The sequence below is a fragment of the Leptospira ilyithenensis genome, assembly GCF_004771005.1.
GTDB lineage: Bacteria > Spirochaetota > Leptospiria > Leptospirales > Leptospiraceae > Leptospira_A > Leptospira_A ilyithenensis.
This window is the reverse complement of sequence record NZ_RQHV01000062.1, coordinates 431,087-443,039: the sequence shown is the minus strand read 5'-3', so window position 1 is coordinate 443,039 and position 11,953 is coordinate 431,087. Positions and strand designations below refer to the sequence as shown.

Annotated in this window: 14 protein-coding genes; 8 read left to right on the top strand and 6 right to left on the bottom strand. The window is 39.6% G+C overall.

Features of this window, described 5'->3' with window-relative positions:
* Nucleotides 1-8: 8 nt before the first annotated feature.
* Both EHS11_RS18810 and EHS11_RS18805 read left to right on the top strand, forming a co-directional pair.
* Complete coding sequence (locus EHS11_RS18810; protein WP_109020632.1) at nt 9-248, top strand: hypothetical protein; 240 nt, start codon at nt 9-11, stop codon at nt 246-248.
* Nucleotides 245-592 carry an arsenate reductase family protein gene (locus EHS11_RS18805; protein WP_135765884.1) on the top strand — a complete coding sequence of 116 codons (348 nt, stop codon included), beginning with the start codon at nt 245-247 and terminating at the stop codon, nt 590-592. The genes EHS11_RS18810 and EHS11_RS18805 overlap by 4 nt, the downstream gene beginning before the upstream one ends.
* A 30-nt stretch (nt 593-622) precedes the next feature.
* On the opposite strand, the gene lpxD is transcribed toward EHS11_RS18805, so the two are convergent.
* Nucleotides 623-1,639 (bottom strand): UDP-3-O-(3-hydroxymyristoyl)glucosamine N-acyltransferase, encoded by a 1,017-nt coding sequence (gene lpxD, locus EHS11_RS18800; protein WP_135765883.1) that lies wholly within the window; start codon nt 1,637-1,639, stop codon nt 623-625.
* Nucleotides 1,640-1,750: 111 nt separating this feature from the next.
* Here lpxD and EHS11_RS18795 point away from each other — a divergent pair, with 111 nt between their 5' ends.
* A complete protein-coding gene (locus EHS11_RS18795) occupies nt 1,751-2,242 on the top strand; it encodes an OmpA family protein (protein WP_167884496.1) in 492 nt (163 codons plus the stop codon).
* A 3-nt stretch (nt 2,243-2,245) separates the two neighbouring features.
* On the opposite strand, the gene EHS11_RS18790 is transcribed toward EHS11_RS18795, so the two are convergent.
* Genes EHS11_RS18790 through EHS11_RS18770 form a run of 5 tightly spaced genes read right to left on the bottom strand, consistent with a single transcriptional unit; the run spans nt 2,246 to nt 7,060 of the window.
* A complete protein-coding gene (locus EHS11_RS18790; protein WP_135765956.1) occupies nt 2,246-2,839 on the bottom strand; it encodes a TIGR04282 family arsenosugar biosynthesis glycosyltransferase in 594 nt (197 codons plus the stop codon).
* Nucleotides 2,757-4,067, bottom strand: coding sequence for an MptA/MptB family glycosyltransferase (locus EHS11_RS18785; protein WP_135765881.1), 1,311 nt, complete (start codon nt 4,065-4,067; stop codon nt 2,757-2,759). The genes EHS11_RS18790 and EHS11_RS18785 overlap by 83 nt, the downstream gene beginning before the upstream one ends.
* A 9-nt stretch (nt 4,068-4,076) precedes the next feature.
* Entirely contained in the window at nt 4,077-4,793 is a 717-nt protein-coding gene (locus EHS11_RS18780; protein ID WP_246048061.1) for a glycosyltransferase family 2 protein, read from the bottom strand.
* Nucleotides 4,783-6,117 carry a multiheme c-type cytochrome gene (locus tag EHS11_RS18775; protein ID WP_246048060.1) on the bottom strand — a complete coding sequence of 445 codons (1,335 nt, stop codon included), beginning with the start codon at nt 6,115-6,117 and terminating at the stop codon, nt 4,783-4,785. The genes EHS11_RS18780 and EHS11_RS18775 overlap by 11 nt, the downstream gene beginning before the upstream one ends.
* Nucleotides 6,118-6,121: 4 nt before the next feature.
* Nucleotides 6,122-7,060, bottom strand: a complete 939-nt coding sequence (locus tag EHS11_RS18770; protein ID WP_135765879.1) for a sulfurtransferase — start codon at nt 7,058-7,060, stop codon at nt 6,122-6,124.
* 182 nt (nt 7,061-7,242) lie between these two features.
* On the opposite strand from EHS11_RS18770, the gene EHS11_RS18765 reads away from it, so the two are divergent.
* The 5 genes from EHS11_RS18765 (at nt 7,243) to EHS11_RS18745 (ending at nt 11,923) form a co-directional block, all read left to right on the top strand.
* On the top strand, nt 7,243-7,719 hold the full coding sequence (locus EHS11_RS18765) for a DUF4395 domain-containing protein (RefSeq protein WP_135765878.1): 477 nt from the start codon (nt 7,243-7,245) through the stop codon (nt 7,717-7,719).
* A 3-nt stretch (nt 7,720-7,722) separates the two neighbouring features.
* The gene (locus EHS11_RS18760) at nt 7,723-9,210 is read left to right on the top strand and encodes a hypothetical protein (RefSeq protein ID WP_135765877.1); all 1,488 of its coding nucleotides are present in this window, start codon (nt 7,723-7,725) and stop codon (nt 9,208-9,210) included.
* A complete protein-coding gene (locus EHS11_RS18755) occupies nt 9,170-9,778 on the top strand; it encodes an XRE family transcriptional regulator (protein ID WP_135765876.1) in 609 nt (202 codons plus the stop codon). Before EHS11_RS18760 ends, EHS11_RS18755 begins: the two co-directional genes overlap by 41 nt.
* Before the next feature lie 108 nt (nt 9,779-9,886).
* Entirely contained in the window at nt 9,887-11,437 is a 1,551-nt protein-coding gene (locus tag EHS11_RS18750; protein ID WP_167884495.1) for a rhodanese-like domain-containing protein, read from the top strand.
* 126 nt (nt 11,438-11,563) lie between these two features.
* Nucleotides 11,564-11,923 carry a hypothetical protein gene (locus tag EHS11_RS18745; RefSeq protein WP_167884494.1) on the top strand — a complete coding sequence of 120 codons (360 nt, stop codon included), beginning with the start codon at nt 11,564-11,566 and terminating at the stop codon, nt 11,921-11,923.
* The last annotated feature ends 30 nt before the right edge of the window (nt 11,924-11,953 follow it).

The following is an 11,953-nucleotide window of genomic DNA, read 5'->3' as shown; positions in this document are numbered from 1 at the left end:
AGAATCGAATGAAAGCCCCAAAAATCATCACAATCGGGATTAAAGAACTCGCCCATCAAAAAGTGATTCTTGCTGCATGGTACAATTTTCTAAAAGAAAGTTTCGATGCCAAAAAATTAACGGGCGATGAATTCACTCAGTATTTACAAGCTCATGTGATGTATGATTTGGACAAAGACCAGATTGAGCTTATGCTTTCCGGCTCCGAACCTCTGTTAGAGGAATTCAAAAAGTCTATTTTCGGATGAACTTGCAGATCTTTGGCACAAAGAAGTGCAAAGATTCAAAAAAAGCGCAGCTATTCTTCCAAGAAAGACGCATACCTTTCCAATTTATCAATCTACAGGAAAAAGAAATGAGCAAGGGAGAATTACGTTCTATCCTCGGCTCGGTCAAATTGGATGATTTGATTGATACAGAATCAAAAGTCTATGAAGACAAAAATCTAAAGTATATGAAATACGATAAGGAAGAAGCGCTTTTGGAAAATCCTCTTCTATTCAAAACACCGATCGTTCGCGATGGAAAAAGAGCCGTGGTAGGATACGTTCCCGATGTTTGGAAAGTTTGGATCGAAGAAAGCAAAAAATAATATTCTTCCTGTCGGAAACTTTGTTTTTGTTTAACTCTCTTTTTTCTTTTTTAGAAATTCTTTCACCAAATCGGGAATCATCCCCAAAGAAGTATGAATTCTATGCATTTCCAAAGCTGGTCTCGCAGGAATTCCGAAATACGCCGTTTTCTCTTTCGAATCTTCCGTAAGCCCGGAAAGTCCCATAAGAATCGACCCTTTTTTCATTGTTAGGTGTTCGGCCACAGCGGATTGTCCTGCAAGGAAACATCCGTCCTCAATCGTAACGGAACCCGCAAGCACGGTTGCTCCTGCAATATAAACATAATTTCCCACACGGCAGTTATGGCCGACATGAACATGATCGTCAAACTTGGTGAAGTTGCCGATGGTAGTCGCCTCGATCGCCGCACGATCCACAGTGCAACAAGCCCCCATCTCCACATCATCCCCGATCATTACATTTCCGATCTGAGGAACCTTATAACGAACTCCCGCATAATCATAGAATCCAAAACCGTCCGCACCGATTACGGTATTTGCATGGATCAGATTATTTTTTCCCAATTTACAATTATAATAAATGATAACGCCGGATTTCAAAGTTGTGTTGGCGCCGATTTCAACTCCCGGTTCCAAAACTACACCTGGAAAGAAAGTACAACCGTCACCGACGATTACATTTTCTCCCACAAATACATTCGCCATGATAGTTACGTTTTTTCCTATCTTGGCGGTAGGATGAATCGTGGCAGAAGGGGAAATTTCCCTTTTGTAATCCGGCTTTTTCTCAAAGAGAGCCACGACCTCTATGAATTTTACCTTGGAACCTTCTTCGGGAATAATGATCGCATTCGGAAAGTTTTCACTTAATGACTGGACAGTTAATGAAATCTGCACATCTTTTGACTTCGGATGTTTCAATAAATATTTTTTGGAAGCTACGTAGTAAATGGAATTCGGGTCAACGGGAGAGTGATGTTCCAGATCTTTAATGCCTGTTATTTCCAGTTCTCCGTTGCCGTGAACCGTGCCACCTAAACGATTTGCCAAATCTTTCAGTTTCATTCTAACCACCCTTGCCGAATTAGTTTCAAGGAATTGTTTTCGGGACATATTTCAATCATATTTTTCTATTTTGGTCTTAGTTGTAAGCTCGAGAATTCCGAAAATAATAATGTGAGCACCGGAAATTATAAATTCTTTCCTTTTTTCTTATATTTATTCACTCTAACTTACACCGTTCAATATGGTCTGATTTCGAGTCCTCTTTCCGCCGATGAAGGACTACTATTTGAAGAACCTTTCAAAAAAGTACAAAGGGATGAACCGGAAGAAAAACTGACAATCTATTTTCCCAAAAAATCATTTCTGATCGTAAAACCCGAACAACTTAAACTTCAAAAATTCACAGAACTTTTATTAGCCGATCAAAATAAGGAAATATGGATACATGCACATTCTTGGGACGGGGGAAATGAAAATCAAGAATTGGTTTTAAGCGAAAAAAGATCTCTTGAGATCTCCCGATTTTTACAGATACATGGTGTGAAGGAAAATCAAATCAGAAGACTGTTTTATGGAAATACAAAACCATTGGATCACGGATTCACCACAACAGACCAAGCATTGTTGCGCAGAGCAGAGCTCAAAATTACAAACAGAGAATAAAATCTAAATTCCTTTCCAGTTTTTATAATCATTCAGACTGTCGATGTCGCCTAATTCTCGTAAGATATAGGAAGAAAGGTTTAAATTTTCACCGCGTTTCACAGTAGTCTCATACACTTTGTCTGTGCTCCAGACCATATCTTGAAATAATCCGGTAAAAACTTTTTTCAATCCGAGTAAATAATACCCCCCATCCAAGGCAGGCCCGATCACATAATCCGCTTTACCGGCAAGGTTTTCGTAAGCATTTACCAAAATTTCCGAAGATAGATAAGGACAATCCGTACCAATAATACAAACTAACGAATGTTCCTTTAAGACTTCGGAAAATGCTTCCCCCATTTTCAAACCGAGATCCCCATTCACTTGCTTTCTATGAATGCAGTCTTCCGAAAAATAATTCTGATTCTCCGGTATTCCTCCGTCCCAGTAAATATATTTTGTCACAGGTAAGGATCGAATGATATGATCAGTGATGCGCAGAAGCTCGATATAAACTTCCAAGGCCAAAATCTCACCAAGACCTTCCGCAAGTCTTGTTTTTACCTTTCCTAATCTGGGATTTTTTGCGAAAATAATTAATGCACGCTCTTCCATAAATGCAGGCAAATAAACTAACTCCTTCTATCATGAAAAAAAAATCTGAAAAAAATGTATATTGAATTGAGTACAATAAGTACGAAAATCCGGAGAAAATAGAAAAAACAAGAAAAACACCTGTATAAGGAATCTTAGAACTTAAGAGCGCAAATAACGGCAGAGTATACCAAGGATGGATCACAGGCGAAAACAAAAGCATCAAAAGAAACCCTACAAAAATGGCTTCGTTTAAGTTACGATTTTTAGCATATAGATAGAATAAATAAATCGTGCCTCCCATAATCAATGCAATCGTCCCGGACAAATAAGTATACTCGGCAAACGGAGACAATGCGAAATAAATCAAGAACTCGAATAAAGAATGAAAACGAAAAGAATGAAAAAACAAACCGATTCCTGAGGACGCCTGGTTTCCCAATTTGGAAAATAAACTGAAGAAAAGAACCGTGAGAGACAAACATACGGCAAAAATAAAAAAGATTCTTTTCTTTTTAGGAAGTAGAAAAAAACCTCCTGGAATCAGAAATACCAAACTCAGCTTAATTTGCAGAAACAAAGAAAAAACAAAATGAAAACCGACAAACTTTTTTGCTTCAAACAGCCTGTAAGATAATAAAATCAAAAATACCAAAATCGGTTCCGGGTGAATCTGAGAAACGGATTCGATGATCACAAGAGGATTGCCCGCATAAATCCAAAATTTCTTTTTTGATTTATCTCCGCCTATCAAAGATAAGTTTACTGTTTCAAAACACAGAAGAACAAATTGCAGGAGTATGATTTTTGCAAAAAAAGAAAGAACGAAAAACCAAGGAAGATAGAACAGAATTTGAAGTAAAGGAGGATATACGGAATAATACGGTTGGCTGTTCATCTTCCTGTAAAGCGACAAAGCCTCTTCCGTCACAGGAACGCCCTGTTCCAAAAATTCATTCGGAGAGAAAGCAAACGGATTGATCGAATGCGATACCAAATATCCGTCCCACAAAAAACGATAGAAATCATCCGAAAGGGAAGGAATCGCCCCGACCGTTACAATCCGCAGCAGTATTCCTAAACATAATATCTGTTTGGTTGTAAAATCGGAGAGGTAGCGAAAAGAAATAATATAGATACTAAAAAGCGAAAGCCAAATGACGAAGACATTGATCGGATCGTTTCGATCAAATGAATGAACTGAGAGAAAGATGGCAATGGAATAAAATATAAAATAGAACTTCGACAAACACCCTGCCTAACGGCCGCGAAGAATCAATAGTTTGAAAAAAGTATAAAGGATCTTGATTCCCACACGAATTGCCATGACTAAATTACCGGAAATTTTGGATACGCCTGCATGTCTTCGTCTGTACCAAACTCCCACTTCTACAATTTTCATTTTTTCCTGCAAGGCACGCACATGCATTTCAATATTCCAACCCCAAGTTTTATCTATCAAGTTAAGTTTCAAAAGAGATTGGTAACGAATGATCCGGAAAGGACCCAGATCCGTAAATTTTTGGCGAAAAAAAATCAATATCAATAAACAAGTCAGCCAATTTCCGAATTTTTGCAAAAAACCCAATGAGCCTTTTTCCACTTCCTTTATGGTTCTCGATCCTATCACCAAATCCGCATTTTGCGAATGATATGCTTCTATCAATAAACTCAAATCGCCCGGATCATCGGAACCGTCTCCGTCACAAACAAGGATCCAATCGGGCTGTTTTTTCCTCTTTGCGATCTCGGAAAGTGCGTGCAAGCAGGCATTGCCATAACCTCTCTCTTTCTCAAATAATACGTTCACTCCGAAGGATACTGCAATCTCGTTGGTCTTGTCCGTAGAATCGTTATCAACCACATATACATTTTCTTTCGAAATGAGTTTTGTATCCAATAGACCTTTGAGGGCAAACGCAATGGAACCCTCTTCGTTCTTTGCAGGGATAATGACACAGGAATTATTCTCCACGACGACTCTCATTTAACTTAAATAAGTCGGGAAGAGCGGTATTGGAAACCTTTTTTGTTTTCCAATTGTATTCCGATTCCAATACCAAAGAACTATGGGGGTAATGTTTTTTTAATTCTTTGATCTTATCCTCATATTCCTTCGGAGCGCCCACGGTATATTTTTCCACATAATCGGAAGTGGTATCCGTAAGTCGTACATGATAAACCCTAAGGACTACCGACACCGCTTCCTGGCTGAAAATCTTTGTTTTCCAATCTCTGATTTCTTTCGGCTTCAAACGGTTGTCGGCAACTTTCCTTGCCTTGGGAGACCATTCCCAATCCTGCCCGTAACGAATCTTGTCTTTTGCAATTTCCTTTCTGTCCTTATCGAGCCATACCAATTCCAATTTCAAATGTCTTTCGGGGTCGGCAGAAGGTAAATAATGTCCCGCGTTCCCGTTTTGAATTTTAACAACAATATCGGAGTCTTTTTTTTCCCAACCGACAAGTGCAATGCCCGGCTTGTAGCCACCGGGGATCTGATCCTTATAAAGTTCGAATCTTTTAGGAACCCCACCACCGATAAACGCGTGTTTGTGTGAATTTCTCTTAGGTCTTTTCAAAGCAGGAATTACAAAGGATCTTTGCACGGAAGGAAGATGACAATTCACACAGGTTTTTTCGGAGAAATGTTTTGATGCTTCCTTAAGTTCCCCGCCGGTTTGGAAAGAACATACCAGACTTTCATTCAATTCATAAGTTTCGTTATGACAATCATAACAGCGGTTACGTAGAGCTTCCGCATCGATTTTTACAGGGTGAGGAGGATTTGTTTTTCCGTTGGCACCGATCACATAGGAAGCACCTTTTCCATCCGTGCGCACATGACATGTTGCGCACGTGATCGCTTCTTTTTGCATGATCGGATCAAACCCCGGGTTTGGTATTTCTATCGGTTGAAAGTAATCTCCGTGATTCAAACTCACTACGATGTTTTCTCTCTGATTTTGTATTGGAATATGACAGTTCAAACAGATCCATTTTGGTGAGGAAGTTTTGGAAAGTTCCGCCTGGAACTGCAAGTCGGAAAGAGCTTCCGAATGAGTAGAAGACTTCCATTCCTTATAAATTTCCTCATGGCATTTTCCGCAATTTTCCGCTCTAGGGGCGCCTACTCCCTGCAAGTCGGGAAGTTGCGCAACTGTCTTTGCCCATACTTTTCCTGGGAACACCTTCTCTACAGGAACAGGATCGGAAATTAATTTTTGTCCCATAAAAACGGCAAAAGCCAATAGAACGGATACAGAGAAGAAAATCGAAATGGTTTTGAATCCGTTCAAATGATTATTTCACTAACGGATAATCGGATGCACTGAGTGCCGACCATTCCCACATGGATCCAGAATAATTTTTAGCGCTGATCCCATAAGATAACAATACGGAGGTGGTCCAAGCGGATCTGATCCCTCCGGTGCAATAGGAAACAACGGTTCCGTTTTTGGAGATGGATTGTTGGTTCAGAATGATTTGGATTTCTTCTTTGGACTTAAGGTATCCTTTATCATCTAAAAATTCTTTGAAATAAATCCATTTTGCACCCGGTATATGACCGCCCCTAGACTCGCCATAAGGAGTTTCACCTTTGAACTCTCTTTCTTCCCTTACATCTACGATGTACAAGTTCTTGTCGCCCGCTCTCCATGCTGATTTTAATTGATTGTGGTCGATATCCAGCTCAGAGGATTTGCCCGGGTTGGATTTTAATTCCTGCTTCACAGGAGGTTTACCCTTGCCTATTTCTACCAGATAACTAGAGTAAGCTTTCGCACCACCGTCGATCCAAAAAGAATTCTGATAACCGACGGAACGCAATGTCCATACAATTCTGCCTTCTTCCCCCCAACCGTTCAACGGATCACCGATCACAACTACGGTTGTTTTTTCGGTGATACCTAGTTTTTCTAATTTTGAAAGAATATCCTTTTTCGGCAACAGCTTACCATTATTAGGTGATCCACTAAGAGAGAATTCCTCCCAGGTTACGGATTTTATATCCGCGATTCTGGGTAAAAACCGAAGGGAAATATCACGTGCATCTAAAAAAACAGCTCCGGATTGTTTCAGTTGGTAAGCCTGTTCCGCAGAAATAACCCAGGATTTTGCCAGATCCCATTTCTTCCGTTGGTCAGCACTGATTAAGTCGGAACCTACTGCAAACACGAAAGCCGTTAAAAAGGCCAAAATCCCGTAGGAATTGAATATAATTTCCGCTGTTCTTTTCATTCTATTTCCCTCTCTACTTTCCCTCGAACTTAGACGTCTTCTTAAAAAATCTCGAATTATTATGGATATAATGCACGAAAATAGCCAATTTACGTCAATAAAATAAACTTTTCATCTGCAAAAACGAATTTTTCTTGATCACTCACCCCAGGTCAGAACTCTAAGTACTAGGTAAGAATTTTATGAGACTTGGTTATTATCCGGATGTAGTGAACGAAAATGCGACCAGAATTGTTGCTTTTTCCGTAGTTGTGATTGGAGTATCCTCCATTCTTTTTCCCAATCCATACCTTCTAGGCTTTCTTCTCTTTGGATTCACGGCAAGATTGAGCTATGGACCCAAATATGAACCGTTCGCTTGGCTCACCGCCAACTGGATCGTTCCCAAATTAAAGATTTCCTTTATAGGAACCGCAGGGCCTCCCAAAAGATTTGCGCAAGTTATCGGATTTAGTTTTGCACTCGCGGCATTGGTCCTTTATTTTCTCAACTTAGCAACTGCATATAACATTGTACTTGGCATCCTGGTTTTCTTTGCCTCTTTGGAAAGTTTCCTCGGGTTTTGCGCCGGATGTTTCTTTTTCGGGATCTTAATGAAGTTAGGTGTTATTCCAGAAGAAATATGCGAACGATGCAATAACTTGAGTTTTAATAAATAATGCGTGTTTAAAAATCTACAAAGCGATTGGGGAAGAATACTTCCCTATCTTTTTTTTATTCTATGTTTTTCCTTATCCTTATCTTTCGGTTTCTATACGGTTCAGCGGGGAATTCTCTCCTATATCCCGATTCTCTTTGTTTTAACCGGCTCCTTTTATTTACTAACAACCGTTCCACTGAAATTTTATAAGACCAACTTTCCCAAACTTATTCTTTTCGGTTTGATCTTACGTATCCTTTTTTCCTTTTCCAACCCGATCTGGGAAGATGATTGGGCACGTTATCTTTGGGAAGGAGGTCTTGTCTCCAATGGAATTTCTCCTTATCTCTATTCTCCGGAATCTTTTTTTTCAGAAAACACAAAACTATTATTTGATGAAACAGGTTCCGAAATACTTTCCAGGATCAATCATCCCGATTGGACCGCCATTTACTTTCCTCTGATTGAAGTTTATTTTTCTCTCGTTCACAAACTCTCTTACTATTCCTTAATCGCTTTAAAGATAGGTTATATCTTATTTGATCTTGCGATCGTATATTTTATATTTTCTCTAAAAAATGCAAAGTCGGCTGTTTTATATTTTTTATTTCCCATCTTACTGAAAGAAGTTTATGCAAATGCGCATTTTGAACTGATTCCTTTGTTTTTTCTTTTATTTTCCATATGGTTGAATGAAAAATCTTACGAAAGGACAGCTTGGTTCGTATTCGGTTTGGGAATTCATTGCAAGTTGTTTGTGGTATTTTTCATACCGTTACTGGTTTTACAATGGAGTCCCGATCAATCTTTGAATCGTTCTTATTTTATCAGACTGATTGCAAATGCCATCTATCTTATATTAGGTGTTATTACTCCTTTTGTTTTTCTTCCTATTCTATTAGATGGAAATTGGAGCTGGGATCTATTTTCCGTTTTTACGTTCGGAAGGGAATTCGAGTTCAATTCCCTTCTGTTCCCCATCATCAGAATTCTGTTCCAAAACCAGGCAAGGCTCGCGGTTATTTTAATTTTGCTACTTACGACAGCCTTTCTCTTTCTCCAAAGAAAGAAACTGTTTCGAACAAAAGAAAAGGCATTTGAAAACACCGGTTATTTTTTTCTATTCTTCCTCTTCCTCGCTCCCATTGTGAATCCTTGGTATTTTCTTTTTCTACTCCCCTTTTTTTGGAAAACCACGGGTAAAAAACCTTCTTTTCTTTGGTTGGTTGCGGTAATCCCGCAACTGGCCTACCTGACGGGGACAAATTTAGGATTTTTCCCGCCAAGGGTGGATTCTTTTGGGTTTTATAATCTTCCAATTTCGTTAAGAATAACAGAATTCACCCTATTTTTGATCATTTTCTTTCTAGAATTCCGAATATTTTCTATTATACTTTACAAATTATCCAATATATTAAATTCATGGAAAAAGCTCGGGCTACCTTTTAAAAAAGGGAAGAGAGATTTTTATGAAGAAGACAGAAGTTCTAGAAAACCAAACCAAAACTGAAGCGGAAGAACTACTAACAAGTGTTCTGGGACTAACCATTAAAAAACGCAGAATGGAGCTTGGATATTCCATGGAGAGGGTTTCTCAAATATCAAACGTTAGTCGAGGAATGTTGGGTTTGATCGAATCCGGCAAAACAACACCTAGCATCGGGATTCTCTGGAAACTTTCGAAAGCGTTGCGCACTACAATCGCAGAAATGGTGCCCGATTTGTTTTTAAGAAATCCCAAAATTATTAAAAAAGAAGAAGCGCGGATTCTGAAATTACACAAAGGCAACCTGGAAGCAAGAGCTCTTCACAAAGATGAAAACGAAAAACTGGAGTTATACGAGATCAAGGTGGCGCCCGGTTCCTATCCGCTTCCCAGTTGGTTTGAAAATCAATTTGAGCAGAATGTTGTGGTATTGGATGGAAATCTGGAACTGAATTTTCGGGATCGTAACTATTCTCTGGAATCGGGTGACAGTGCAATTTTCCTTGCTTCTGACCTACTCCAAATCAAAAACTCTGCCGATTCCATTGCGAAAATTTTTTGGGTCAATTCCCTCCAGCACGACAAAAAATAACTCCTGAGAAGGGGAAACTTTTTAGGTTCCCCTAAAATGTTGAACATATTATACAAATATCCAAGAATATGTTCGTAATAGCATATTTTTATTCATTATAATGAATTTATGCAATTGAATTCTAACCCTGTTCGTTCCAGTTTGGCTTATCTTCCTTTAGGGACAGAAACCCTTACCGGAGGAAATTTGCATTTAGAGGAAAATACCATGAAAAAAATCATCGGTAAATTAGCAGTTGGTCTTGTCCTTTTTGGGTTTCTAGGAGCCTGCAAGAAAGACAAAGACGACAATACAGGGTTAATCGCTTTGGCAGTAATACTTGGAAACGGTGTGAGAGTAAATTCAGCGGCAGATCTTGCCAGCGAATCTGCGGACAATTATGATAATAATAATTACGGCTTAGTAACTGCGACCACAGTTAAAAAATGGATCGCGAATTGGGCAGGAACAAAACCTGACGGAATTTCAGGAAACTTAATCATCCTTCAATCGAACACTGCTGGAACAGGACAAGAATATATCAAACCGGCGACCGGTGTTTATGTTTATGATTGGAACGCTGGTGGTGGAACAGACGTTAACTTTCGCCAAGAAAGAAACAGCGGTGTCACATACGTTCCTACGGGTCTTCCAGACGGAGCAAGAACAGATGCATTCCTTAAATTGTACAATATCGATCTTACAAAAGACTTAGTTGTTTTTGCTGCGGGAACCGATAGTGCAACAGGAGTCAACGTAGGTTCTTTAGCAAACGGCTTCTCCGCAGATCTTCCCAGCACTCCAAAAGGTTCAATCTATCAAACAACCGGTCGTGGTCTATTCTGGTTACGTTACTGGGGAGCTGATAAAAAAAATATAGCGATTCTGGACGGAGATATCAAATCGCAATTTGCAGTATCTGAATTGGTTACTACAGGAGGACAAAGTTCTCCACCTAATACCGGAACATTTTCCGTAAAGTCACTTAAGAGTGTAGACAACTCCGTATTGGCACAACCGGTAGAAAACATCATCGCATTTGTGAAAGCAGGCGGAACCTCGAGTGCAACCGGATTCTCCGGATCTGTATTCATTGCAGACGCAAGATTCAATACAACCGCAGCTAGCAATGAATACGCCGGGGTAGCGAGTGCTACCGGAGTGACTGAATATAACACCGGTGGTGTAACTGCCCAAAATAAAAGTGCGATCGAAGGTCATATCAAAGGGGCGGTTTTTGCTCCATGGCCGAAATTTATCAATCAATCGACAGGTAGATTCAAAACAAAATCCGAAATCGCAGCACTTTGGAAAGATGTAACTTGGCAGTCGGATAACACAGGTAAATCGGGCTATCAAGACGGACAAGTGATCTTACAATATTGCAGAACCAATGCAAGATCCATGATCACGGGAATGTCTACATTTATCATCCTTGGTAAACCTACCGCTTTCTATGATAACTCTTGGATTGAATGGAGTTCATTGACTGCAACTACAGGAGGAAAACAAAACCTTCCTTCAGGTTCCAAATTTGCAACGGATTCTGCCGACGTAACGGAAGGTCTACGATTCAATGCAACAGGCGTAGTGGCAAATTACTCGAACCTGAAAGTGAACGCTAACGCGACTACTTCCAGACAAATTCAAATCGACGACTTGATTTACAAGAACCAATAGTCCGATTCATTGCACAAACCGCTCAATTCATTGGGCGGTTTTCCTCAAAAATATCCAATAAATTATACTTCTTGTTCTTGATAGCAGATATTTGTTCTATTTTATGGAATCAAGAGGCTTAAAACAATGAAAAAAATAACAATCATATTCGCCATATCCGTTATTACATCCTTCAGTTTACCCATTCTTCCTTCAGGAGGATTCGGAGGAGGTGGTGTCGCTCAGGTCCCTCAAGGAAAGGACAGGGAAAAGTTTCACCTGGGAAAGGCTGTGTTCAACCAAGAGGTAGAACTTGCCACCCCAACGGATAAGACAAAAGAAGTGGCTCAAGCCGAGAGGCTGGATTATTTGCAAGGAGCGCTTCCCAATACGGAAAAACGCAGAGTCAATCTTCCCGATTTTGCAGGCAAATTGACAGAAGAACAATTGGATGCTCTGGAATATTTCGTTAGCATCCGTTTCAACGTAAAACTGGATAAGAAGTAATTAAACATTTTAGTATATCATTATATACAA